The sequence below is a fragment of the Lewinella sp. LCG006 genome (genome assembly GCF_040784935.1).
GTDB lineage: Bacteria > Bacteroidota > Bacteroidia > Chitinophagales > Saprospiraceae > Lewinella.
The window spans coordinates 464,151-490,073 of the sequence record NZ_CP160680.1 but is presented as its reverse complement, the minus strand read 5'-3'; the positions used below and the strand labels follow the sequence as shown (position 1 = coordinate 490,073).

Annotated in this window: 22 protein-coding genes; 17 read left to right on the top strand and 5 right to left on the bottom strand. The window is 47.9% G+C overall.

What is annotated here, in order from left to right:
* Positions 1–75: 75 nt before the first annotated feature.
* Both paaD and AB0L18_RS01650 read right to left on the bottom strand, forming a co-directional pair.
* Positions 76–582, bottom strand: coding sequence for a 1,2-phenylacetyl-CoA epoxidase subunit PaaD (gene paaD, locus AB0L18_RS01655; RefSeq protein ID WP_367390851.1), 507 nt, complete (start codon positions 580–582; stop codon positions 76–78).
* Positions 583–709: 127 nt separating this feature from the next.
* Positions 710–1,741, bottom strand: coding sequence for a T9SS type A sorting domain-containing protein (locus tag AB0L18_RS01650; protein ID WP_367390850.1), 1,032 nt, complete (start codon positions 1,739–1,741; stop codon positions 710–712).
* A 474-nt stretch (positions 1,742–2,215) separates the two neighbouring features.
* Here AB0L18_RS01650 and AB0L18_RS01645 point away from each other — a divergent pair, with 474 nt between their 5' ends.
* The 4 genes from AB0L18_RS01645 (at position 2,216) to AB0L18_RS01630 (ending at position 8,083) form a co-directional block, all read left to right on the top strand.
* The gene (locus AB0L18_RS01645; RefSeq protein WP_367390849.1) at positions 2,216–4,114 is read left to right on the top strand and encodes a PQQ-binding-like beta-propeller repeat protein; all 1,899 of its coding nucleotides are present in this window, start codon (positions 2,216–2,218) and stop codon (positions 4,112–4,114) included.
* Between the two features lie 235 nt (positions 4,115–4,349).
* A complete protein-coding gene (locus tag AB0L18_RS01640) occupies positions 4,350–5,666 on the top strand; it encodes an ABC transporter substrate-binding protein (RefSeq protein WP_367390848.1) in 1,317 nt (438 codons plus the stop codon).
* Between the two features lie 192 nt (positions 5,667–5,858).
* Complete coding sequence (locus tag AB0L18_RS01635; protein WP_367390847.1) at positions 5,859–6,620, top strand: SDR family NAD(P)-dependent oxidoreductase; 762 nt, start codon at positions 5,859–5,861, stop codon at positions 6,618–6,620.
* Positions 6,621–6,871: 251 nt separating this feature from the next.
* Positions 6,872–8,083, top strand: coding sequence for an acyl-CoA dehydrogenase family protein (locus AB0L18_RS01630; RefSeq protein ID WP_367393199.1), 1,212 nt, complete (start codon positions 6,872–6,874; stop codon positions 8,081–8,083).
* Positions 8,084–8,092: 9 nt separating this feature from the next.
* Here AB0L18_RS01630 and AB0L18_RS01625 read toward each other — a convergent pair whose 3' ends face one another.
* Positions 8,093–9,343: an energy transducer TonB gene (locus AB0L18_RS01625; RefSeq protein ID WP_367390846.1), complete on the bottom strand. Its 1,251-nt coding sequence runs from the start codon at positions 9,341–9,343 to the stop codon at positions 8,093–8,095.
* Positions 9,344–9,588: 245 nt separating this feature from the next.
* Between AB0L18_RS01625 and AB0L18_RS01620 the strand changes: the two genes are divergently transcribed.
* From AB0L18_RS01620 to AB0L18_RS01610, 3 genes are all read left to right on the top strand, one after another.
* Entirely contained in the window at positions 9,589–10,101 is a 513-nt protein-coding gene (locus tag AB0L18_RS01620) for a DUF1761 domain-containing protein (RefSeq protein WP_367390845.1), read from the top strand.
* Between the two features lie 200 nt (positions 10,102–10,301).
* Entirely contained in the window at positions 10,302–10,892 is a 591-nt protein-coding gene (locus AB0L18_RS01615; protein ID WP_367390268.1) for a transposase, read from the top strand.
* Positions 10,834–11,931, top strand: coding sequence for a transposase (locus AB0L18_RS01610; RefSeq protein ID WP_367390844.1), 1,098 nt, complete (start codon positions 10,834–10,836; stop codon positions 11,929–11,931). The genes AB0L18_RS01615 and AB0L18_RS01610 overlap by 59 nt, the downstream gene beginning before the upstream one ends.
* A 3-nt stretch (positions 11,932–11,934) precedes the next feature.
* Here the strand turns inward: AB0L18_RS01610 and AB0L18_RS01605 are convergent, their stop codons facing one another.
* Positions 11,935–12,477, bottom strand: a complete 543-nt coding sequence (locus AB0L18_RS01605) for an RNA polymerase sigma factor (protein ID WP_367390843.1) — start codon at positions 12,475–12,477, stop codon at positions 11,935–11,937.
* 149 nt (positions 12,478–12,626) lie between these two features.
* Here AB0L18_RS01605 and AB0L18_RS01600 point away from each other — a divergent pair, with 149 nt between their 5' ends.
* From AB0L18_RS01600 to AB0L18_RS01590, 3 genes are all read left to right on the top strand, one after another.
* Positions 12,627–13,754, top strand: a complete 1,128-nt coding sequence (locus tag AB0L18_RS01600) for a histidinol-phosphate transaminase (protein ID WP_367390842.1) — start codon at positions 12,627–12,629, stop codon at positions 13,752–13,754.
* A 95-nt stretch (positions 13,755–13,849) separates the two neighbouring features.
* Positions 13,850–14,347: a hypothetical protein gene (locus AB0L18_RS01595; RefSeq protein ID WP_367390841.1), complete on the top strand. Its 498-nt coding sequence runs from the start codon at positions 13,850–13,852 to the stop codon at positions 14,345–14,347.
* Entirely contained in the window at positions 14,344–14,571 is a 228-nt protein-coding gene (locus AB0L18_RS01590; RefSeq protein ID WP_367390840.1) for a hypothetical protein, read from the top strand. Before AB0L18_RS01595 ends, AB0L18_RS01590 begins: the two co-directional genes overlap by 4 nt.
* Before the next feature lie 185 nt (positions 14,572–14,756).
* Here AB0L18_RS01590 and AB0L18_RS01585 read toward each other — a convergent pair whose 3' ends face one another.
* A complete protein-coding gene (locus AB0L18_RS01585; RefSeq protein ID WP_367390839.1) occupies positions 14,757–15,596 on the bottom strand; it encodes a hypothetical protein in 840 nt (279 codons plus the stop codon).
* 440 nt (positions 15,597–16,036) lie between these two features.
* Here AB0L18_RS01585 and AB0L18_RS01580 point away from each other — a divergent pair, with 440 nt between their 5' ends.
* The 7 genes from AB0L18_RS01580 (at position 16,037) to AB0L18_RS01550 (ending at position 25,735) form a co-directional block, all read left to right on the top strand.
* The gene (locus AB0L18_RS01580) at positions 16,037–16,816 is read left to right on the top strand and encodes a HipA family kinase (RefSeq protein WP_367390838.1); all 780 of its coding nucleotides are present in this window, start codon (positions 16,037–16,039) and stop codon (positions 16,814–16,816) included.
* The gene (locus AB0L18_RS01575; RefSeq protein ID WP_367390837.1) at positions 16,806–17,189 is read left to right on the top strand and encodes a DUF3037 domain-containing protein; all 384 of its coding nucleotides are present in this window, start codon (positions 16,806–16,808) and stop codon (positions 17,187–17,189) included. Before AB0L18_RS01580 ends, AB0L18_RS01575 begins: the two co-directional genes overlap by 11 nt.
* A 185-nt stretch (positions 17,190–17,374) precedes the next feature.
* A complete protein-coding gene (locus tag AB0L18_RS01570; RefSeq protein ID WP_367390836.1) occupies positions 17,375–18,781 on the top strand; it encodes a transposase in 1,407 nt (468 codons plus the stop codon).
* Positions 18,759–19,049 carry a hypothetical protein gene (locus tag AB0L18_RS01565; RefSeq protein WP_367390835.1) on the top strand — a complete coding sequence of 97 codons (291 nt, stop codon included), beginning with the start codon at positions 18,759–18,761 and terminating at the stop codon, positions 19,047–19,049. The genes AB0L18_RS01570 and AB0L18_RS01565 overlap by 23 nt, the downstream gene beginning before the upstream one ends.
* A gap of 246 nt (positions 19,050–19,295) precedes the next feature.
* Positions 19,296–22,754, top strand: coding sequence for a hypothetical protein (locus AB0L18_RS01560; protein ID WP_367390834.1), 3,459 nt, complete (start codon positions 19,296–19,298; stop codon positions 22,752–22,754).
* 315 nt (positions 22,755–23,069) lie between these two features.
* Positions 23,070–23,915: a MaoC/PaaZ C-terminal domain-containing protein gene (locus AB0L18_RS01555; RefSeq protein WP_367390833.1), complete on the top strand. Its 846-nt coding sequence runs from the start codon at positions 23,070–23,072 to the stop codon at positions 23,913–23,915.
* A gap of 215 nt (positions 23,916–24,130) precedes the next feature.
* Complete coding sequence (locus AB0L18_RS01550; RefSeq protein ID WP_367390832.1) at positions 24,131–25,735, top strand: flavin monoamine oxidase family protein; 1,605 nt, start codon at positions 24,131–24,133, stop codon at positions 25,733–25,735.
* Positions 25,736–25,923: the final 188 nt, after the last annotated feature.

The window sequence follows — 25,923 nt, the reverse complement described above, 5'->3', positions numbered from 1 at the left end:
TTCGATTGCCTCAATATAAGGGATAATAGGATGGTAATCAAGGTGGCTTAGGGGGCTTATTTTATTTATGGGCCCCTAATGACACTTAAAATAATCAAAAGGCTCCAAACAATCCAGGCAGCGATAAAGCGACTTACAGGCGGTAGAGCCAAACTGCGCAATCATCTCGGTGTTGCGGCTGCTACAACGGGGGCATTCTACTTTTTTGTCGTCCTGAAAGAGGGCGTGCTTGTCTACATTACCAGGTTCGGGGGGCGCGATGCCGTAGGCTTTGAGTTTCTTTTTACCGTTTTCGGTCATCCAGTCGGTCGTCCAGGCGGGGGAGAGGACGGTGGTGATGGTGACCGGGTCGTACCCCGCCTCTTGGAGCTCTGCGCGGATGTTGACTTCTATCATGTTCATCGCCGGACAGCCAGAGTAGGTGGGGGTTATGACTACTTCCAACTTTCCTCCTTCATCCAAGCGTACGTCTCGGACAATACCCAAGTCGGTGATGGTGAGCACGGGGATTTCCGGATCACTCACTTTTTCAAGAATGTCCCGAACGTCGTTGAGGTCAATGGTTTTGTTCATCTCAGCCATGGCAAACGTAGTTTATACTGTTGAAACGAACAAGTGTTCGGCATGGTTGCGTAGATAGAGAAAATAGTGCTCCGTTCCGAGGTGTCGGAACGAAGCACCATCCGCGATCCCGATTTATCAGTGAGCACTACATCTTCACCCAAGCCTTCTTCAGTACCTTTTCTCCACTTGCGCTGTAGCCACTAAGGTAGTAAAGCCCAGCGGGCCAGTGAGCCACCTCCACCGCTTTCGATGACCATTGGCCGCGTTGTACCAGTTGCCCCTGGGCATTGTGTATTTGCCAGAACCCATGTTCGGGTGCGGCTTGCCAGTGCAGGGTATTATTCGTAGGGTTGGGGAAGAGACGGAAATCGGGGAAAAGGCCAAGCTCTTTTACTCCGGTGGTGAGCTGGCAATCGGTGGGAGCGGGCAGGTCTTCGATACCAAAAAATCCGCCTTCGTCAGTACCTGTAAAAGTCACGCTACAGTCGGGAGCGACCGTGAAGAACCAGCTGTAAAAATTATCACAACCATCAAAGCAATCGTTCCATTCATAGCGAAACTCGAAGAGGCGATTGCCTAGTTCATCGGTGCTGTAATCGATACGCCCGGCATTGCCAATGATGTAGTCGGGTTCGGCGTAGGAGACACCGGGAACGCTGGCGGTAATGGAGTCGGCTAGCGCAAAAAGATTGAGGTACTGATCGGTATATAAAACGCCAGCCCCGAAGCTGATGTAGTTTTGCAGGGTAAAGTTGTAGGTAGTCAACAAATTATCGAGAATGGCATTGCCAGTGAGGGTGCTGCCTTGTGCCCAAGCCTGGGCGATGGGCGAATTTGTATCTACACCGACGATGAAGCCCAATAGGGCAGGAGAGCCAAAATTGTCGTGTACACAGTAGCGGTTGAAGACTGAGTCAGCTTCGGGTAGCTCATTGCTGAGGTTGAAAATAGCGGCCATGCCTTCTAAAATACTGTCTTGTACTGCTGCCGGAATTTCAATTAAGGCATTGTCCGGACTGTTCTGTGCTTGCATGCGTTTGATGGCCATGCCTTTGACATCGCGGTCATAGGCTTCGCGCAGTACGTTAGGGATGGTATAATCAGAAGGGATTTGTGACCAACTTGCAAAAGGCAGACATGAAAGAAGGAAGATAAAAGCAAAAAGATTGGATTTCATTTTTTGGTTGTTTTTTAGAAAAGAAATGGTGCCATACGTTAAGGTTGTGCGATACTCTCCGAGGTCGAATAGCCAAGTTGCTGATGGCGCTACCTGATCTCTCCGAGATCTTATTTCTTCAAGACAGTACCGGAATGGTCAAGGGTTTGGTAGGGGGAAGATAGCAATAATCAATTTTCTTCGCCGACCCTTAAAGCTACATCGCTCATAAAATTTCTTGTTTAGCCATTCATTTGATTTTTCTTGGTTACCATTTTCTTGCTCCGACAATAGAAGGGTCTAAGAGCTTGTTTGGTACGGCATGATTAGCCGAAAGTGAGCAAATTTTATTTCAGACAAGGCAAATTTTGCAGTCGAATGCGGGCAATTCGACGAAAAATTTAACGCAGTATGAAATGAAATTTGCCACTTGCAGGCAATCTAGGTCGTGCCAAACAAGCTCTAAACTATTTATTTACTATACTAATTTGAATTATGAAAATTCGCACTTTCTTTATGCTGCTATTGCTAGGTACCGGCTTTTTTGCCAGTGCACAAGTAGCGCCTATCGCCCAACTAACTGTGCAGGGGGGAGGTAAAGCTATTTTTATTCATGATTTCACGGGGATTCCGATCGTGCAAACCAACGAGACCTACACGGCGATCAACCCCATTGACCATACCCAACTTTGGGCGGTAGACCGCAACAAAACGACCGCGGCACTGGAGTCGGTAGGGAGTGAAGGGACTGATGATTACGTCGATTTCTTCAATACTCCTTTTGCTTTTTTTAATGGTTCCATCCTGAATGTGCTGACTGGCCAGGTGCTGGTGGATGGCGAGAAGGAGGAGATCAAGAGCTTTTCCACTTTTTACATCATTCCAGCAGCTGAGTTGGTTTTGGTAGAGCTTTACGCTAAGGGGAAGATTCGTCTTTACGGACTTGATCCTTTTACTTCTGAAATGAAGTGGGGCGTGGACCTGCGCGAAATGAGTGGCTTGGGACAAGTCGTTGCTTCGGCAGAAACAAGTGGCGCTGCGCCTTATGTTATCCCGCCACTGTTGACGGCCAATGGCGATTTGCTTTATCACAACGACAAATACCTGGCTTCCGTTGACCTCAAAAGTGGCCAGTTGAAGTGGAACAACAAGCTGGATCCTGGCTATATTTTCCAGAATGATGACGCAACCAAGCTTCTTGTTGCTGAAAAGCGAGGTGGCCTTGGAGGTATGATGACCTTGCCGACAGACGGAGGCGCTCCCAATAAGTTTAGCAAAACCCTTTACTTACTAGATGCTGATACCGGCGAGAGCCTGTGGAGCAAGGGCGATAGCAAAATGGATGGCAATATTGAGTTTATCATGCCTTATGACGACGGGTACATCGTCGTACACGATGCTGGTTTCAATATCTTTGATTATACCCCTGGAAAGTCTGCGGAAGGCCGTTGGAAAAAAGACTACGCAGAAAAAGATGTTAGAGACATTGTGGTAGAAGATGAAGGTCTGATGGTGTATTTCAAAAACCGCCGCGTCTTGATTGACCCTGCAACAGGCGAAGACATTTGGAAAAAAGCCGAAAAGTTGGACAAAGAGCCTTCCGCTTACCTGATGGCTTGGAGAAGCCGACGGACCCAGGTGGGTGACCACTACTTCTACACGCAGGGCGGCAATATTTATGTAAACACAGGTAAGGGTACCAGTTCCTATCCTTACGATGCTTATGACTATGATGCTGATTCCAAGTTGCTGGTGATTACCAATTACGATGAGACAAATGGTGCTAGCATTAAAGTTGGCCCCTGGACCCACTCGGCTAGGGCGATCAACATGGAAACGGGTGCCAATAAGCGAACCACTTACGGTATTCGTAAAGAGGTAGAATCGGTCGACAAAGTCGCCAACGGCTACTTCTTCTACAATGATCGTGGCTTTGCTCTGCTCAACTTCGATGGCAACGATTGGTCGGAGGTGACCTGGAAGTATTACCCTGATCCTTCGCGCGGAGAACGGTTCCTTAAAGGTGCTGTGATGTCAGTGGCTTTAGCGGGGGCGCAAGTAAGAAATGGCTTAGGAGGCTCTTCTGCTGTTATCTCAAATGACGATGCTGCCATCGGCCGTTACGAAGCGCGCCAATCGGCACTGGACAGTGGCAATGATGTTGCCAACGAAATGGTAAAACGTCGCCGGGTGGGCCGCGTAGAGAATGATTTCGGCTACTTTTTTGCCGGTAATGATGACAATCAACTGGTACTCTTCAAAGTGGATAAGAACACAGGAGAGGAAGTGAAGCAATACCCATTTGATGACAACCAGCCGGTATACGAAATTGACAGTGCCTACGGCCAACTCTACTATCTGGTAGACGATCAGTTGAAAATATTTGCGCTTTAGACAGGTAGAGGAATGCAGTGAGATGGTATCACTCTTGACCAAATACTACGCTATTAATGCCACGGACTACTACCTGCTAGTCCGTGGTATTTTTATTCAATGCAGTTGTATTTTATTCTGAAATAAATTATTTATTCAATTTATAAAACTGTATAATTAAATTAATGTAAAATATAATTGATTATTTGTTAAATAATTCGTAATTTATAGTATGCTTCACTAAAGTCATTTTTCTATGAAAAAAATAATTACATCCATCCAATCAATACCCTTATTTTCTTTACTCGTTTTATGTTGTTTGCTAAGTGCTTGCTCGGAGCCAACGGAAATTGTATTTACCCACGGCCCCGATGATTCCGGTGCGCTTAAGCAGTTGGTACATCAATTCAACGCTGCCCATGCGGGCGACATTCACGTTACCTGGAAACAATCTGCTCGCCTATCCAATGAATATTACCACGAGTTGGAGAAGTCCTTTGAATCAGGGAATGCTGATATTGATGTATTAAGTGCCGATGTCGTATGGACGGCAACTTTTGCCGAGAGGAATTGGGTGAAAAATCTATCCCATCGTTTTTTTGAAGATTATCAAGCCAGTGCCTTTGTCCCCGAGGCCTTAAATTCTGTTTCCTATCAAAATGAAGTATGGGGAGTACCATGGTACACGGATTTAGGAATTCTTTATTACCGCAAAGACTTTCTCCAGCAATTTGGTTTCACTGCTCCACCCGCTACCTGGACGGAATTGGCGATCATGGCCCATACCATCAAGGATGCAAATTTCACAAAGTACGGTTATGTTTTTCAGGGCGGTAATTACGAAGGAGGGGTCGCTAATGCCTGCGAGTTTATCTGGAATGCCGGCGGACAAGTACTGTTGGGCAATTTTTCCATTGATGATGAAACGGCACAAGCCCCACTGTTGATGATCAATAGCCAGGAAGCTATTCAGGGGATTGAAGACGCACAAAACCTGGTTGCTGGCGGCGTAGCACCTAGTGATGTCTTTCAATACAAAGAGGCTGATGCATTAGCGGCTTTTGAAAATGGCGATGCTATTTTTATGCGTTCCTGGCCCACAGCCTATCACCAAATTGTATCGCAACAAACACCGATCAGTGCTGCCGATGTTGGTGTAGCAGCCCTCCCGGTTAGCAAAGAAGGCAACCCCTCGTACAGTTGCCTGGGTGGTTGGAACTTGATGGTCAGTGCCTTTGCCAGTGAGGAAGAACAAGAGGCGGCCTGGGTATTTATTGAGTACCTCACCGACGAAATGCAACAGCGGACACTCGCTTTGCAGGGTGGCAATTTGCCTGCGTTACGCAGCCTCTACGACGACGAGGCTCTTATTGCTCAAGTGCCTGCCATTGGTTTGGCCAAGCAAGTGTTGCCCAACGCCCGACTCCGCCCCGTCACGCCTGATTATATGGAGCTGGCCCCTGATATTGCCTGGGCGTTTAGCGAAAGCCTACAAGAAAACCTCTCGGCAATAGCTGCCGTAGAAACGATCGAAGGCCTCTTTCGAGCGGCGACGGTGGTGAGTAATGAATAGTATTTGAGGCCATGCCTTCTCAAGGCACCAGGCTATCCGCTGTGCTGCTCCGCTCTGCTCCATAGCGTCGGGTTTCAAACCCGAGGCTATGGAGCAGTTCCTATTCTTTCAATCTGTACACATTTATGACCTTTTTCATGAATAGCGAATTTTCGCTTATCTTCACCGGCGAGCAAATAAAGCCAATTATTCATGAAAGCATTTGATTTAACTGGGAAGGTCGCCATTATCACGGGATCCAGTAAAGGTATTGGGGAAGCCATGGCCCTCACACTGGCCGAAGCCGGCGCCAAAGTGGTCATCAGTAGCCGCAAACAAGAGGCCGTAGATGCCGTAGCAGCCGCATTTAAAGCACAGGGCCTGGAGGCCATTGGGATCGCCTGCCACGTAGGGGACAGTGATCAGCGACAGGCTTTGGTAGAAAAGACCATTGCTGCTTACGGACGCATTGATATCTTGATCAATAATGCGGCCATCAATCCCATTTTTGGGCCAGTTGAAGATGCTTCTGAGGATGCTTTTGACAAAATTATGAACGTCAATGTCAAGGCAGTTTGGCATTTGTCGAATTTATGCTTGCCTTATCTCAAAGATGGCGGTGGTTCCATCATTAATATCAGTTCGGTAGAGGGGCTGCACCCCGGATTCGGCCTCGGCCTCTATAGTGTGAGTAAAGCTGCTGTATTGATGCTCACAAAAAACCAGGCCAAGGAATGGGGGCGCCACGGTATCCGTGCCAATGCCATCTGCCCGGGCTTGGTGAAAACCAAATTAAGCGAAGCCCTCTGGCAAGATGAAAAACTCCTTCATAAGCTGGAAAAACATCTCCCCCTGAGCCGCATGGCCCAGCCTGAAGAAATGACGGGGCTGGCCCTGCTCCTGGCTTCTGAGGCTGGCTCTTACATGACTGGTGGCGTATACACTGCCGATGGTGGGTATTTGATTGGGGGGTAGTCTTTGGTAGAGGGATGCGGGGCGATTGCATCGCCCCTTAAGGTAGAAGGTAAAGGGACTTCGATTACCCAAGAGGGAAGCGGCTTTTTAATTTCCAGCCTCGACCTATTAGACTGATATTGGAAATTAATGAACATTGGTCTTTCCATCTCTATACCCTTTACCTTAAGGCGCGAAGCAGCCTGTGTCCTTGTACGGACTTTGGCTAAAGTCCAGCTTATATGGTTCAAAATAAAATCAACGAAAAGGAAATGAATTTCGAATATACGGAGCGTACACAAGGCTTGATCCAGCAAGTGGAAGCGTTTATGGATCGTTACATCTACCCCGTGGAGCAGCTTCTCAATACTTATTACGGGCAACCGGAAAACTACTGGACGGTGCACCCCAAAGTAGAAGAGCTAAAGGGTCTGGCCAAGTCTGCTGGTTTGTGGAATTTGTTTCTACCTAAAAGCTATGGCGCCCTGAGCCCCGGCCTAACCAATCTGGAATATGCACCACTAGCCGAGTTAATGGGCCGCTGCAAATGGGCAGCAGAAATTTTCAATTGTAGTGCTCCCGATACCGGAAACATGGAAGTGTTGGCCAAATATGGTACCCCTGAGCAGCAGGAGCGCTGGCTAAAGCCCTTGATGGAAGGAAAAATACGCTCTGCTTTTCTGATGACGGAGCCGGATGTGGCTTCGTCGGATGCTACCAATATTGAAACCTCTATCGTTGCTGATGGCGACGAGTATGTGATCAACGGCCGCAAGTGGTGGTCGTCGGGCGCGATGCATCCCCATTGTAAAGTCGCCATTGTGATGGGCAAAACGGACTTTGAGGCCCAGCGCCACGTGCAGCAAAGCATGATACTGGTACCCATGGATACTCCGGGTTTGGAAATCGTACGCCCACTGAATGTGTTTGGCTCCTATGATGCACCAGAAGGCCACGCCGAGATCAAGCTCACCAATGTGCGGGTGCCCAAGAGCAATATTTTGCTTGGCGAAGGCCGTGGTTTTGAGATCGCTCAAGGCCGCCTCGGGCCGGGCCGTATCCATCACTGTATGCGCTTGGTGGGAGCTGCCCAACGCAGCCTGGAGTTGATGTGCCAAAGAGTGGCCAGCCGGCAAGCTTTTGGGCGCACCCTCAAAGATTTTTCCAGCATCCGGCAGGATATTGCCACCTCGCGCTGCGAAATCGAGCAAGCCCGCTTACTGACCCTCTCCGCTGCGGATAAAATGGATCGCGAAGGCAGCAAAGGGGCCAAGGATCTGATCAGTATGATCAAGATTGTCGCACCCCGCATGTGTCAGGGCGTCGTAGATCGTGCTATCCAAGCTCATGGCGGTATGGGCGTATGTGGCGATACGCCGCTGGCTAGTTTCTTCGCCTACTCACGTATCATCCGCATTGCCGATGGCCCCGATGAAGTGCACATGTACCAACTGGGTAGAGATACGGTGAAGGCGTGGATGTAGCCAATAATTCTACTGAAGCCTAAAGGTAATGGGTATAACTAAAGGCACCTCAATCGGAATGCCATCATGTTTGCCCGGTATCCAGCGGATATTTTCGTAGTGCATTTTGGCGATGGTGCGCAATGCCTCTTGGTCGCATTCGGGGCTTACACTCCGCAACAATTTTATACCGGCAACACTACCATCGGGCTGTACCGTGAATTCTACAACGGTGGTTCCTTCGATTCCCTTCCGGATGGCCGAATCCGGGTATTTTAAACGTCGGTAGATGAACGTCATGAGGGCTTTTTGTGCGCAGCTTTGTTTTTCATCCGGGTCCTTTAGTTCTTCACAACCGGGAAAACGAGGGAGCTCGGAAGTAAGGTAGTAGGGGTTTTCTTTAAACGAAGACATACCCGCGAGGCTACGGTAATTGATTACATAACGTTTGCCGAGTTCTGCAATCAACCGGTAAGAAAGGTTCACTGTAGGATAAAACGTGAGTGTAAATTGCTCACTATTACCGAGGTCATTAGCGATATTATAATGCGTGTTTTTGGTGACAAAGATGCTGTCCTGCTGAGGTTGTAGTATAAAATCCTGGTAGACAATGCTGTGCAAATCATTCAACTCGATTTGTGGTGGCGCTGAAAAATGTGCAACCGCGCCAAGTTTCTCCCCTTCGCTTACCCTTGAAAAGGTGACGGTTTCTCGGCGGGTAGTGGCCTGATTCAACTGGGGAGCCATCAGCGCTGGGGGTAATTCCGATACGCTACGCGTAAGGGTACTGTCGGGATAAAATCGGAAATAGGTGTACTCCTTGGTTGGCTCATCAAAATGAAAGTAGAATCCCTGGAGCTTAAGTCCATTTTGATTGATAATGGCCGGTTGCCGCAACAGCTCTTCTATGGAGTCTTCTTCTAGAGGAGGAGCTACTGAAAAGCCAAGCTTAAATACGCTTAGATAGTTGTCATCCTGTAGGGAAACCCTTAAGGTATCTGCAGTTTGTTCAATAAGTGTTAATGTTGCTTGGCCATAATGAGCGGTGTTTTCTGTTGACTGCAAAGGCGTTAAGAAATAGCCGTCTTCGTCTTCGATGATCAGCCATTCTGGTAGGAAATAAAAACGTTTTCCAAGGTATTGTTCTGTGATTTTTGGGAGTACAAAACTGTCAGGATCAGTTACTTCCGTAAGCTCCCAGCTACCTGTGAAGGTGTTTTCCTGAGTATAACCGAAGGTTGTAATTACCAATAAGATAGAGATAATAGCGCAGTAACGCATAGCATGATCATTTAAACATGAATACCTTGAAAAATTTCAAGATAAATCAACTCATTTTTTGCTTCTATCAGACGGATTTTGTGATCAAAGTAACAGGTGAATTGTATTTTGAAAAATCGCGTAAATTTTATTAAAATAAATACATTTTTGTTTATTTTGTATTGTATGACAATTTTTTGTAGTTAAAAAAAGCTTGTCAGCACATCATTTCGATTGTTTTATAAACCTATCTAAACATTATTATCATGCCTACTAATTTCTACATGTACTTTGTAGCGGCCCTGATCCCGATGATCATTGGCTTTATTTATTACCATCCAAAGGTATTGGGTACTGCCTGGATGAAGAGCAATGGCTTTACGATGGAATCTTTAGAGGGGGGCAATATGCCTGTGATTATGGGTACGGCTTACTTGTTATCTTTTGTCCTGGCTTTTGGGCTCACTGGCTCGGTAATTCACCAGTTCAATGTAGCGTCTTTGCTGATGCCGGAAGTGATGGAACCCGGTAGTGCGATTCAGCAAGAGTTCAGTGATTTTATGGCGAAGTACGGCGAACGTCACCGGAGTTTTACCCATGGAATGGTACATGGTTTTGCAAATGCCTTACTTTTCGCTTTACCCCTTATTGGTATCAATGCTGCATTCGAGCGTCGTGGCTGGAAGTACGTCCTGATCCACTTTGGCTACTGGTTGATTACCTTGATGCTGATGGGAGGTTTGCTGAGTGCGACCTTAAAATTTGCACAGATGATGTAATAAGTCATTAGAAAGAACAACCAAGGGATGGCCAGCGATTATCGTTGGCCATTCTTGGTAGACTTGTTCGTCCGGGAACATTTGGGGGCTGACTTGCTCTCTTCCGCTCCCACTTCGCAACCAAAGTGGTCACGTAGCTAAGCAGGGTGACCGGGAATAGGATTAGTTTAAGGCATAGAAAAATGTTATCATGTGTAACTATGGCGAAATTTAAGAATTATGAAATCGGGTCTGATCACTCAGTGATGATTGATTTAAGCCAACATCTTCCTTCCGAGCACCTAAGCAAGCAGATGGAGAGGATAATATCCAGCTTAGATACAAGTGCCATTGAGGCAACATATAGTGGTCTTGGACAAAATGCTTTGCATCCTAAATTACTGCTCAGTATCATTTTTTATGGATATGCCGTAGGCATTCGGAGCGGTCGGAAGTTAGCCAAAGCCTGTGAGGAAAACCTTGGCTTCATTTATTTGAGTAAAAACTATGGTCCTCAAAAGAGTTGCATCAATGATTTTCGTAGAGATAACTATCTGCATTTTGGAGATCTTTTCGTCCAAGTACTAAAAAAGTGTCAGGAATTTGGTTTGGGGGATGCCACTTTTAGTATTGTGGATGGTAGCAAAGAGGAATCCAATAGCTCCAAGGGTCGGACAAAAACGGCAGCACAATATGAAAAATGGCAACAGGTACTCTTGGATGATATTGCCTCATTAGAAAAAGAGCCTTCTGATGAGGGATCTCAAAAAAAAAATAGTAGCGAACAAACGCCTGTACAAAAAAATCAGTGATGCCATTGAGGTCATGAAAACCGATGAGTCCAAAAAGACGATGAACTTAACCGATCCGGATGCCCCGATCATGAAAGGTAAAAAAGGAAACTTTGATACGAATTATAATATCCAGGTAGCCTGTAGTGAAGATCAAATTATCTCCTATAATAATGTGGTCTTAGATGGCAATGATAAAGCACAACTGATCCCTGCTCTTCAAGGCATTCAAGCCAACACTGGTCAACAGGTCCAGGTTGTCCTAGCCGATGCTGACTTTGGCACTTTCGACAGTTTTGAATACATGGACACCAACAACATCTGTGGATACGTCCCTTACCGAGACATGAATGCCACTTTTGAAAATCAACCTTTTAATAGTGTTCATTTTGACTATGACGATCAACGAGATGTATACACTTGCCCGGCTAAGCACACCCTATCGTTCAAAAGCATTAAAATAGACCGGACTCGTAATAAAGAATATCGCCAATATCGCACGACGGCGTGTAAAAACTGCCCTTTCAAAGATGAATGTACTCCTAAGAGGTCTCCTTATCGTACGATCTTAAGAGAAGTAAGACAAGCATTAAGAGACCAAATGAAGCAGCGATTAAATATCCCAGAAGGCAAAAAGATGTATAACCGACGACTACACCCCATTGAAGCCATTTTTGGCCATTTGAAATACAATCTGGGATATACTCGGTTTTTACTCCGGGGCCTGGAAAAAGTAAAAGCGGAATTTACGTTGATGTGCTTGGCCAATAACTTACGTAAATTGGCCAAGTACCTCCTTTTTCCATCAATTTGGACAGTAAAGGCCATATTTTGGCTTCTCAAGGCACAAAACATCTTGTTTAACCCGATTTTTCAAAGAACTTGGCCGGAACCAATGGATCAATTCGCAGGAGTTACACTTGCTTATTTATCCTCATGTATTCCCAAATCCTATTCCCGGTCACCCTGTAAGGCTATGTTCCCACTTTGTTCGCTTGCGGGAACAAAAGATAGCGGCGTCTTCCCACCAAAGCCCCCCGGACGAACAAGTCTGGTTTGAAAACTAAGCCGCTTGCAGGGAATGTCGCAAAATACGCAAAGCTTTAGCGATTTGGTTTTCTACGGTCTTTGGGCGAATATCCAAGCGTTCGGCAATTTCCCGGTAGCTGAGTCCTTGTTCCCGATTAAGGGTAAAGATTGTACGGCAGCGAGGGGGCAACTGCTGGATGGTGGCTACTATTTGGCTCGCTGTTTCATTCCGCATTACTTCCTCTAAGGGCGTCGTAGGTGCAGCACTCACGCTGGGTTGTTGCCGTTCAAGGATACTCCTGCGCTCTGATTGGCGCCGCAAATAATAAAGGGCTTCATTAATGGCCATCTTCCGGAGGTAGCCGGGGAGTGAAGTTGTGATGGCCAATTGTTCGCGTTTGCGCCAAGCACGAATGAAGACATTTTGGGCCAAATCTTCGGCGGTTTCTTTATCTTGGATAATCCGAAAAATATTTTGACACATCAATGGGTAGTAGTCGTGAAAAACTTGCTTAACAGCAGACTGTTCGCCATGCTTAAAACGAAGAAGAAGGTCGGTATTATCTGAAGATTTCATGATGAAGGATGTTTATATTGACTAGTAGTGAAAAAGTATGACACAAAGATAGGGGGGAGGCTGCCGCTCGTCGTTCGGATTTATAATTCAGAACCGATTGAAGGTTTTCTATTTTGTATCTTGGAGAGCAAACAAAAGCATAAGCCATTATGAAAAGCATCACTAGAAGAGATTGGCTCAGTATCTTGGGCATGGCCGGAACAGCTACTTTGATGGGAGCGCCGTTAGGAGCAACTAAGTCTGTGGATAACACTTTTGGTCGCAATTCGCTCGATTCAGACCTGATGATTCGGCTGAACGCCAACGAAAATCCCTACGGCCCATCTCCTAAAGTTCGGCAAGCCATGACCGATGCTTTTGATAATGTATGTCGTTATCCATTCTCCTATTACACTGAATTGGTAGAGCTGCTGGCCAAGAAGCATGGCGTTACCAAAGACCATATCTTACTGACTGCCGGATCTACGGAGGGGCTCAAGATCGCTGGTATCGTTTATGGTGGGGAAGGTAGTAATATAGTGGCTGCTGATCCGGTGTTTTTGGCCTTGCAAAATTATGCGGCGCAATTCGGTACTTACATCCATAAAGTACCCGTGACCAAAGATATGGTGCACGATTTGGAAGCGATGGAGGGAAGAATCACCCAGTCCACCCGCTTGGTCTACGTCTGCAACCCCAACAACCCCACCAGTGCGCTACAGCCAGCCAAGCCTTTGGCCGACTTTTGTGATGCAGTCGCCGATCGTACGGTAGTCTTTGCGGATGAGGCCTACTTCGACTACATCGAAGACCCCAATTATCCCACCATGATCAAGCTGGTACAAGAGGATAAAAATGTGATCGTAGCTCGTACCTTTTCCAAGGTATTTGGCCTGGCCGGCATTCGCATTGGTTACCTGATTGCCCGCCCGGATATTATTGAACGCCTCGACAAGAAGACGGTAGCCGGGCCTAATGTTCTTGCCATTGCAGCAGCTAAAGCGGCCCTGGAAGATGAAGCCTTCTATGATTTCAGCATAGAAAAAAACCGGATCGCCCGAAAAATGATGACCACCACGCTGGATGACCTAAGCCTGAATTACGTGCCCTCGGCCTGTAATTTTGTCTTCTTTCATGCAGGGCGCCCGATCAGCGAGGTACAAGCCGCTTATCGCAAAGAAGGCCTCCTGGTGGGTCGCTCCTTCCCTCCACTTACCGACTGGTGCCGCGTGAGTATGGGGACGGTAGAGCAGGTCGAAAAGCTGTGTGCTGCGACGCGGAGCATTTTTGCGGGGTAGGGCTTTTGCGTAAAGGCTAGATTGACAATTAGGTAGAGTACTTCAGATAAAAGCGAGATACTTATCCATTTTACATGGTATTAAAGTAATTCAATATGCCAATAAAGTACACTGACAGGGGATATATAGATCCGCCCGAGAGACAAGAATTAAGCCTTGAAGAGTTTAGGGAGCACTTTGTTGAAGCATTTCCAAAAAGTGAAACGCGAGAAAAGCTATATAATGGTTATCTGAGGTATACGAAGGATTTCAGGGAAGAAATCACTACAGCTATTATTCAGTGGATTGGAGGTAGTTTTAGCAGTAATAAACTGAATCCTCGGGACATTGATGTAGTGACGATTATTCCTTCAGAAACTTTCGAGGAGAAATCAGAGTTGATAGAAAGGAAGTTTAGAAAGAGCGCGAAGTCCGTTTACGGAGTTGATGCGTATATTGTATCTTCCTATCCAGAAGAGCATGAAAAATATCCTCTCTATCATGGAAACTTGGTATATTGGGATAATCAATTTACCCAGACTAGGAAAAACAGAGCAGGAAAACGTTTTAGAAGAGGTTATGTGCAAATAATTCATCAAAGAATTGCCTTATGAGCCAAGCAGGAATAGAAGAAGTAGCAGACAAAGCCGTCCGTATAAGTGAGCTTATCGAAGAAGTAATTCTGTTGGATAACCTCTTGGCATTACATAAAGAGCATGGTGCACATGCATTAGAATCTCAGCAATACATAGATAGAAGAGCTGAATTCATAGAGGAGTTAAACAGTTTGTTAAATCCACATCACATTCGGGTTATTCACGAAGATCAAGCAGCTTAAGTTTTGACTGTAGGACTAATCGATAAAAACCTGCGCGATTTAGAACAACCCAAAATTGTCCTCTGGGTGGTAATACTGGTGACGGCCACGGTATTTTCGGTCGTGCATTTCCCTTTCTTCTTTGTTGGTGGCGGGTACTTTGGGACTGGCGTTCGTATAGTTTTTTTGGACACTATCACCATTTTCTAAAATTGCCTACCCACCACCACCTGTACCCGGTAGCGGGCCAGTTGTCCGTCCCCGATATTGTATTCCGTGAGGTACCACAGTCCTTGGATGCCTATGCTGGTACCTTTGAGCCCCTTTTTGAAGGGAAGTGCGTAGCTGACCTTGCTGGTAGCTGCAACTTGGAAGCGGGAAGTGGGGAGTTCTGCTTCATAACTATACGGGGCTGCGGACGCGGGTGATTCATTCCAGGGTTCCCAGTTGGTCGGTATTCCTGTAAAAATGAATGGATCATCAGAAGGAGGTGGGCCATTCCCTATTTGGCCTACATCTTCTGTGCCCAGAGCAATGGACGAATAGTATTGGTACACGACGCCTTCTACCTTCATCTGTTCGGCTGCACGGTAACTGAAGGTAGCACCTAGCGAAATATTTATTTTTTTGTGCTTCCCGACTTGCATACCTCCCAGGAGGGGGACGATTACATCCATGTATTTTGCTGCCGTGGATCGTTCTGTCCTTCCTCTGTCAACTAAAATGTTGCCACTGAGCCGATATCCTCTGTCGCTAAAGGCGTTGACGGCAGTATAGCCCAAGCCAAGGCCCGTGTGCACAAAAAAACGCCCTTTGATGGGATAAGACATGCCCATGTCGATATTGACAAACCTGCTTTTGGTGACGGCATGCTCTGAATAGCCCCACAACGATTGGGAAGTGCCGAACCCACTGATACCGGTAGCCACCGAAACCTCCTTCGAGAAAGCAGCCCATGGACGTGATGAGCCATCTGCTTGAGCCGCCGTGTAGCCAGAAAGGCCAAGCAGCAGTAGCAGCACAGTAGAACGAAATAAAACCTTCATAATATTACTGTTTGATAAGCAAGTGGTTGGACAAATGGTCAGAAAATGCGCAAGTAGTTTTCAAGAAATTCTGGTCAAGCGGTAGGTGAAGTTAGTCTTTTTTTGAGAGACAAAGGGGCGATTTCCTCGGTCTTGTATGGTCAATATTTCTTCTGTACCGTCTGCTTTTAAGGAATGAAGACGATCCTCTTATTTGGCAACATAAAGAGCACTTCCATCAGAGATAATGCTGCTGCGAATAATTCGTGATCTGTCATCACACAAAATAACAAAATCCGCTATATTAGGCCAAGAACCAACTTAGTAGGAGGGTTTTTCTTTTATACCTTGCTGGCCCGCGATCCGTGGCAGGAGGTATTTGGAGGGCTGGTTTTTTGAGGCAAAAAAGGCATTGGATACATGAAACAAAACACCCCACATCTTTTTCTATCTTAGCGACTATGAAAAAGCTAGAAATCCGCACGGTCGATGTCGTCCAATACTTGCAGCCGCTGCGAGAAGGGGGCTCACTGCCTGCTATTGTCAAGGCGGACGATGATTTTCTCTACGTCCTGAAATTTCGTGGAGCAGGGCAGGGCAAGAAAGCCCTGGTGGCCGAGTTTATTGGTGGAGAGCTTGCCCGGGCGATGGGTTTGAAGGTGCCCGAACTGGTGTTTATGAACCTGGATAACTCCTTCAGTCAGACGGAGCCAGATGAAGAAATACAAGACCTGCTCAAGTTTAGTGTAGGTCTCAACCTGGGGATGCATTTCCTTTCTGGTGCCATCACCTACGACCCGCTGGTGTCCGAAGCGGATGCCGCAACGGCGGCCAAAGTCGTCCTTCTGGATAGCATGATCATCAACATCGACCGGACGCCCAAGAATACCAATCTACTGAATTGGAACAAGGAGTTGTGGTTGATTGACCACGGGGCCAGCCTTTATTTTCATCACAATTGGGGCAGCTGGGAAAACCACCTGAATCGTACTTTTCCAAATATCAAAGACCATGTTCTCTTGGCACGAGCGACCAACTTATCGGAAGCAGCAGCTGAAATTCAATCGTTGGTGAATGAACAGGTCATTACCGAGATCATCGCCAATATTCCAGAAGACTGGTTGGAGGAAGAGGGGAGTGGTTTGCTGCCAGCAGAAAAAAGAGTGGCTTACGCGGCGTATCTGAATTCTCGAATTGCTAAGCTTGACGCTTTAGCCAAAGAAGCTGCTGATGCTCAATAAAGTACCTTACGAATTTGCCATCATCCGAGTCGTGCCCAGGGTAGAACGCGAAGAGTTTCTCAACGTGGGCGTCATCGTGTTTTGCAAGCGAAAAAAGTACCTGGGTATCAAGTACCAAATCAATGAAGACCGCTTGCGCGCCTTCGACAAAGAGCTGGATATAGAAATGCTGAACAGCTACCTCTCCGCCTGGAAAGCCGTATGTATAGGCGGTACTCAAGGCGGGAGCATCGGTCAGCAGGAGCAGCCTTATCGCTTTCGCTGGCTATCCGCATCCCGAAGTACGATCTTACAAACGTCTCGCATTCATCCTGGTATCAGCGAAGCACCAGAGGAGGAGTTGGAGGATTTGTTTCGGCGGTATGTGCTGTGAGGTGTTTTTTCAGCTGATCGTACCCGAGTTAAAGTCGGAAATCTGAAGTCAGAAGTCGGAAGTAGTGGGACACACGAAGACCAAGAGTAGAGCATGTCACTAGGTGAACCTAATAATTCCGACTTCCCACGGTCTTTTCGCGTAAGACGAAAGTGAGTTCGCAAAGCGTTTTATAAGAAAACTGTATGCTGATCAAAGCAGAGCCTGTAGGCGATCTACCGGCGATTAGTCGCCTACTCCAATCGACCGGTTTGTCCCAGCGCGTGGACAAGCACTATCCTACTCATCATTTGTGGCAGGGAACCAGTATTGGCAAGACATTGGAGGCTTTTCTGGTCTATATTCTGAGCGAGAACGATCATCGACTGTACAACGTAGAAGACTGGGCTTTGGGCTTGGAGCGCACGTTGAGTTGGCTTTTGGATGAAGCTGATTTTCAGGCTGCTTATCTCAGTGATGACCGTTTGGGTAGTCTGCTGGATTACCTGTCTAAGGACGATGAGCGCTGGATGTCCTTTCAGCGCGATCATAACCAATCGCTAATTCGGTTTTACGATCTGGACAACGATACTGATCAAGGTCCCCTTGATACGGTGCGTATCGACAGTACCACGGCTCAAAGTCATCGAGAAACAGAAGGCATTTTTCAGTTGGGGCATAATGCCATGGGTTTGGCCCTACCTCAGGTAAAATTGATGCTACTGGCTATAGACAAAGCCAACCTGCCACTGGCTCTGAACGTGGTAGCAGGGCAAAACAGTGACGACAAGCTTTACGTGCCAGCCTTGGAACAGGCCTGGGAACAAGGTCTCAAGTCCAAAGGAGTACTGGTAGTGGGAGACCGCAAGCTGTGTAATCAGTACAATATGTGTTTCATTGCTGACAGCGGCAACTACTACTTGGGCCCATTGGCTCAACGGCAATACTCACGAGAGGAATTAATGCAAGCCCGTGAGTGGATTGAGCAACAACAAGAGCCCGCCGAACGCGTAATGCGTCAGGCGGCGGGAAGTAAGGATTCACAAGCCATCGCGCTGGTTAAAGAGCTGCCCGCACGTGAAATCATCTCCGCTGACGGCACGATTCACACCCAAAGGCTATTCGGGGTATGTAGCTTGAATCTACGCAAGCGCCAAGTTGCCCAACTAGAGCAACGCTGCCAGACCGCTTGCCAGGAGGTCAGACTGCGCTTCACGCGCAACCGAGGTCGTAAAACGATCAAGTCGGTAGAGGAAGCTGAACGAACCATCAACAAGATACTGGACAAGCACAAAGTCGCTCACCTATACAGCTGGAAGATCACACTATCTCAGGACCCGGCCGAACCTTGCAGTGTGGAACTTACACTGGACGAGCAGCAAAACAACATCGAACAGCAACTGGCCGGATGGCGCGTGATGACCACTAACGCTCCTTCGGATAGACTCTCGGCTTGCGAGGTGGTACTTTGTTACTGGGAGGAGTATCGTATCGAGCAGCATTTTCATTTGCTGTTGACCAAATGCACCTCGCTTACGCCAATCTTCCTGAAAAAAGAAAATCGCATCCAAGCCATGTTGCGCATAACTAATGCTGGCTCTACAGTACTATAATCTGTGGCAATACACCATCCGCCAAACACTGAAAAGCGAACAAAACAGCTATCTTACCAATCTAGTGCCCGGCAATCCCGGCCGCAAAGTTGAGCGACCTACCACATCGCTGGTCTTAAGCGCGTTCCGAAGCGTCCAGATGATCTACATAATGACTGATGATCACAAAGCCAGCGTACACTTGCAGGGCATCGAAGAACATCACCTGAGGTTGCTTAAGATGATGCGATTGCCAACAGATATTTATCGTCATCCATGGGAGGCGTGAACTCACTTTCGTCTTACGCGAAAAGACCGTCCCACTTCCCACTTCCGACTTATCCCACTCCTGATCGTACCATTGCGATCATACGATTGAACCGCCACGCCTCCACTTTTCAGAAACACCCATCCTCTACAACACTCAAAAAAATACCCATAAAATTATATCTTCGGGTCTGAGAGTTTTTTGGGCTGTACATTTTTCTAATGATACTCCTCAAATAGCACTTGTAAACTTTCCAACCTGAAAAGCATGAGTAAACCCACTATCCACATCGGCCCGGCAGCCTTACATTATTCCAATGACCAGGTGTCTGGCGAATTCGTTACCCGCGATGGAACTGAATATTATAAGATCAGCCATTATGATCAAATGCCGCCCTTTTTTATCAGTGTGGTCAGTGATGCCGACCATTGGCTTTATATTTCTAGCAAAGGCGGCTTATCAGCTGGACGCAAAAATCCGGAGAATGCACTGTTCCCTTATTACACCGACGATAAAATCCATGATAGTGGCGAGCTTACCGGCAGCAAAACTATACTTCTGGTAGAGAAAGACCATAAGACTTTCCTATGGGAGCCATTTTCTGAGCGTTTTGAAGGAGCCTATAAAATAAGCCGCAATTTGTACAAAAACATCTGTGGCAATCAGCTGATCTTCGAAGAAGAGAACCATGATTTAGGGCTTACTTTTTCCTACGGCTGGTACAATAGTAAGCAGTATGGTTTTGTGAAAAAATCTCGCTTGGAAGGGCACAGTGAAACAACCGTCAATGTCCGGGTGCTGGATGGTATGCAAAATCTTTTACCCTACGGCATCGACCTCAAGATGCAAACAGAACGTAGCACCTTACTGGACGCTTATAAGAAAAACGAACTGCTCACCCCTTCTGGATTGGGGCTTTTTCTGCTGAGCTCCATCCCGGTAGATAAAGCCGAACCCAGTGAATCACTGCAGGCCACGACCGTTTGGTCTACGGGATTAGAAGTGAAGACGCATCTGCTCTGCTCTCGTCAGCTCCATGCTTTCCGCCAGGGGCATGCGCTGGTCAATGAAACCGATATTCGGGCCGAGCGGGGTGGTTATTTTATAGAAGGTACGCTGTCGCTGAAAAAAGGAGAGCGCCAGAGCTGGTATTTTGTCGCAGAAATCAACCAAGGCCCCTCAAAGGTAGTGGCGCTGGCTGATTGGATTAGTGGGGCAGCTGATTTGTCTTCCGTGTTGGAAGCAGATATTGCCGCGGGCACAGCGCATCTTACTCAGATCGTTGCCAATGCAGATGGTCTCCAACTTACAAGTGATAAGTTGCTGACGGCTCGCCATTTCGGTAACGTGCTGTTCAATGTCATGCGCGGTGGTATTTTTGATGAGAATTACCTCGTAACCAAAAGGGACCTGATCTCTTTTGTGACCCATTACAATAAAGCTGTTGCTACCCAGCAGCAGGCGTTTTTACAAAGCTTGCCAACAACTTTTGCCTATTCCGACCTCATTGGTAAAGCTGCTCAGCAGGGAGATGCCCAACTGCATCGCTTGTGTTTGGAATATTTGCCCCTCACCTTCAGCCGCCGACATGGCGACCCCAGCCGGCCGTGGAATCGTTTCTCTATCGAATTGCTGGAACCGTCCGGCGAAAAGAAGCTCTACTACGAGGGCAACTGGCGCGATATCTTCCAAAACTGGGAAGGTCTGGCCTTGTCTTACCCCCGCTTCCTGGAAGGGATGATCAGCAAATTTGTCAACGCCTCCACGCCTGATGGTTACAACCCTTACCGGGTCACCCGCAATGGCATCGATTGGGAAGTGATCGAAGAGGATGACCCCTGGTCGTACATCGGCTATTGGGGGGATCACCAGATCATCTATCTGCTGAAATTGCTGGAACTGTCGCAAGCTCATCATCCCGATGCGCTTACGCGACTACTCACGCAACCCTTGTTTGCTTACGCCAACGTGCCCTACCGCATTCGCAGTTACGAAAAGCTATTGGCTGACCCACAAGATACCGTTGATTTTGACCATCAGCTCGAAGAGGAAATCGGTCATCGCGTAACTGCACAAGGGGCCGATGGCAAACTGGTTTGGAACAAGCAAGGCGAGGTGTTTTTGGTAAACCTTACGGAAAAACTGTTGGTGACCTTGCTGGCGAAGTTGTCCAACTTTATCCCCGAAGGAGGCATCTGGCTCAACACCCAACGCCCGGAATGGAACGATGCCAACAATGCCCTTGTAGGGAGTGGTGTCTCTATGGTAACGCTCTTCTATATTCGCCGTTTCGTGACTTTTTGCCAAACCTTGTTTGCGCAATCACCACAAGACGAAGTCTCCGTTTCAACGGAAGTTGCCCAGCTTTTGTCGGCTATTGCAACAACCTTTAAGGAACACAAAAGCCACTTGTCAGCCTCTATAAGTAATCAATTGCGTCGGCAGATTGTAGACGAATTGGGCCTTGCCGGCGAAGCGTACAGGAGCCAGGTTTACGCTGGCTTTTCTGAAAAAAATACTAAGCTGAACCGCACAGCAATAACCAGCTTTCTGAGTGATGTGTTGGCTTTCACTGACCATACGATCAAAGCCAACGAACGCCCGGATAAACTCTACCATTCCTACAACCTGATGAGTGTAAAAGCCGACGGTGGTATCGCGATCCGTCATCTTTACGAGATGCTGGAAGGGCAGGTAGCAGTACTGAGTGCCGGAGTTTTATCAACCGTAGAAGTTTTGGAACTCTTGCGAGCTTTGCGCAAAAGTGACCTTTATCGCGCCGATCAGCACAGCTATATCTTGTATCCCGATCGTCAGCTCCCTCGTTTTGAGGTAAAGAATACCATTCCGGCAGCAGCTGTGGAGGAGTCTGTTTTGCTCAGCCAGATGGTCGCTAAAGGAGATCGTCGCCTGATTGAGCAGGATGTTCGTGGGGAATACCACTTCAACGGAAGTTTCAATAACCAAAAAGACATCGAACGGGTGCTGGCGACCTTGACGGAAGGCGAGTACGGAGATTTACCGCAAAAGGAGGCTGCCCACATCCTGGATGCTTTTGAGGCTGTTTTTGATCACCAATCCTTCACCGGGCGGTCAGGTACTTTCTTTGGCTACGAAGGGCTGGGTTCCATCTATTGGCACATGGTCTCCAAGCTCTTGCTGGCCGTCGAGGAAAATTGCTGGCAGGCCATAAAGGCAGGCGAAGACAAGGACCTGGTCAAGGAACTCATCGAGCATTATTATGATATTCGAGCTGGCCTGGGTACGCACAAGACGCCCGAAAATTACGGTGCTTTCCCCATGGATCCTTACTCTCACACCCCCGGCAATGCGGGTGCCCAACAGCCGGGTATGACGGGGCAAGTGAAAGAAGATATCCTCTCTCGTTTTGGCGAACTGGGTGTTTTCGTCGAAGATGGTCGCATCGAATGCCGCGCCGATCTGTTGCAAACCTCCGAGTTTTTGACTACGCCGGAAACCTTCACTTACGTGGATGTCAATGGAAAGACGCAGGACATCAAGCTGCCCAAAAACACCCTGGCCTTCACGTATTGCCAGGTACCTTTTGTGTACCAACTAGCAGATAAAGCTTCCCTGAAAATCCACACGCAGGATGGCAAGACCTTCGAGTCAGCAGGTGCTCGCTTGAACCAGGAATGGAGCGATAAAATCATGGACCGGACGGGGGAAGTGGTCAAGGTAGAGGTAGGTTTGGCGGGGATTTAGGGAGTGCTCATCCGATAAATCGGAATCGCGGTGGTGCTCGTTTCACTCGCGGGGGTACTCGCTTCGCGAGTGGTAGTGCTCTCCCGAAGTATTGGGATCGCGGGGGGTGTTCGCTGCGCTCACGGTTAGTGTTCTCCCGTAGATTCGTGGAGACTTTTTATCATACCGACTACGTCGACAATAGCAGCCGTTACACGCGAGCTTTAGCGAGCACGACTCCACGAGCGAAGCGAGTACCTCCGCAATCCCGAAATTTCGGGAGAGCATAGCCGCGAATTCCGACCTTTTGTCGGAATGAGCACCAAAACCAACAAAATGAACCCTCAACTTCCCCACCTCTCGAAACTCATCCTACCCTCGTTACTCACTTTAGGCCGGGGGATAAAGATCAAGCCCGCCGGTATTGCACTGGAGCGTATGTATGACGAGGTGATGGTTGACCAAGTGGCGTTGCAAAAATACGTGGCCATGATGGAGTGGTCGCATCCTGCTCCCTTCGCTTATCTCTACATCCTGGCGCAAAGGGCACAGACGGCGCTGATGTTGGACAGTGCCTTCACCATTGCCATCCCCGGTTTGGTACACCTGAGCAATGAGTTGGAGCAATTGGCCGATTACAATATGCAGGAGCCTTTCAGCATGGAAGTTTCAGGGGAGGTGCCTTACAAGGAAGAGGGCCATTTGATCATCACGTTTACCGTCGTTTTTTGGCAGAACGGCACCAAGGTGGCTACTTGCACCAGTGTGTATCTGGCCAAACGCAAGCGCAAGCAGCCGGGTTCGAGAAGTCCCAGGAAAGAGGAAGCAATACGCTCGGATAAACCCGTATTTAGCGAAGAATGGCAGATACCCGCCCGTTTGGGCAAACAGTACGCCAAGGCCTCCGGAGATATTAACCCCATCCATACTTCTACCCTGGTGGCGAAAGCGATGGGTTTTCCGACCCGCATTTTACATGGTTGGTACAGTGCTGGTCGGGCCTTGCAATCGGCAGAAACTTTTTTGGGCAAACCAATGAAAGCTATTGCAGTTGACTTCAAAAGTCCAGTATATTTACCAAGTATGCAGATGCTAAAGCTTTGGCAGACAGGGGAGAAGATCACTTTCCAGTTAAGCGATAGCAAAACGGATCGCTTGACGATGCAGGGAACGATGGATTAGTGGTACTTGGTACGAGGTACTTCGTACAAGGTATTTGTGCAAGCTTCCCTTTGGTCATCGGAGTTGTCCCTTCGGTTTTAATGTATTTGAACGACCTAAATCTGAAACTATACCAAGCACCAGAAGTCGGAAATCGGAAGTATTTTTCGCACCACACACTCCGCACCTCGCACCAAAAGTCAGAAACATTTTCGCACCAAGCACCTCACACAATTATGAAAAAGAACAGCCGTACCCCTCTTTTCTCTACCGTCCGCAGAGCCTTTGCGCTGGCCTTGCGCGCCGAAGAACTCAATACCAATACTGCCGAAGTGATTGAACAAGCCCGAGAGAAGGCTTTGGATCGCCGGAAGTTTTTAGAAAACACAGGTAAAGTGCTGCTGGGTGGTGCTGTACTTCCTGGTCTGCTCATGGCACGGCAGTCGCCCTTGCTGTTACGCCCGAATATCGGTGGTGATCCACCCAAAATAGCCATCGTAGGCGGTGGTATTGCCGGACTCAACGCGCTCCATACCTTACGCAAAGCAGGCTTGAATGCTACCCTCTACGAAGCCACCAAGCGCATTGGCGGCAGGATGTTTACCGTTCAGGAAGCTATGGGGCCGGGTACCTGGACAGAATTTGGCGGAGAGTTTATTGACACCAACCACGCTGACATGTGGGCCCTGGCCCGCGAGTTCGACCTGGAATTGGTAGATTTTGAACAGGCCAGTGAAGCTGCCCTCGAAAAGGAAGCCTTCTTCTTCGAAGGACAGCACCGCAGCCTGGAAGAAGTAGTGACGGAATTCCGTGCCTTCGCTCCCCGCATGCAAGCCGATATGGACCTGTTGGAAGAAGAAGATATCAGCTACGAAGCAGGAAGCCCCTACGTTAAGAAGCTCGACAAGATGAGTCTGTCCAAATACCTCAAGAAAATTGGTGCTTCGGGCTGGATCAAACGTTTCATTGAGGTGGCCTACGAGTCGGAGTATGGCCTTTCGCCCAAGGTGCAATCCAGCCTCAATCTTACCCTCCTCATTTCTGCTGATACCAGCGACGATAAGATTTCTCTCTTTGGCGAAAGCGATGAACGCTACAAGGTGGCTGGTGGCAACCAACGCATCACCGATGCCCTGGCGGCGAAGTATGAAGATGCCATTGAACTTGATCGCCCACTAGAATCCATCCGGGAGCAGGGCACGCGCTACCAATTGTTCTTTGGCGGAATGCAGGAAGATGTTTTTGCCGATTTTGTCATTCTGGCCCTGCCTTTTACCCGACTGCGGATGATCGATTTTCCCATCGAGATGTCGCAAGTCAAGCGGAAGTGTATTGATGAAGTGGGGTATGGAACCAATGCCAAGCTTATGCTGGGGATGAAGTCGCACTTCTGGCGGGAACAAGGTTATACTGGCCTTGTCTATAGTGACAATGGTATTCCTAATGGGTGGGACAATGCCCAGTTGCAGAATGCTCCTTCGGGCACAGGTGGCCTTTCCATTCTTTTTGGTGGCCCTTCCGGGCTTGCATTGGGCACCGGTAGCGTAGAGGAGCAAAAGAACAAATACCTGCCGCTGTGGGAGCAAATTTACCCTGGTGCCAGCGGGCAATACAATGGCAAAGCGGCCCGCATGCACTGGCCTACCTACGAGTACAACCTGGGAAGCTATATTTGTTACACCAAAGGTCAGTTTACCAAGATTTCTGGTGCGGAACAACTGCCCGTAGGGCGCATCTACTTTGCTGGTGAACACTGCGGCGGCGATTTTGCGGGCTACATGAACGGTGCTGCCCAAAGTGGGAGAGAAGCAGCAGAGGCGATCCTGAAGGTGATGGATTAGAAAAATACAGAGGTAAAGTGCTACCTTTCTGGCCTTTAGAAACCCATTTTTTGTGTAAATTAGCACCTAGACCACCTAATAGACTTGTTCTGCCGGGACCATTTCGGGGGCAAATCGCGCCTTATCTTCCCACACTGTGCCTTTTTTAAGTCACTTAGCTATGGCTAAGCTCCTCAAAAAAGGCTTCG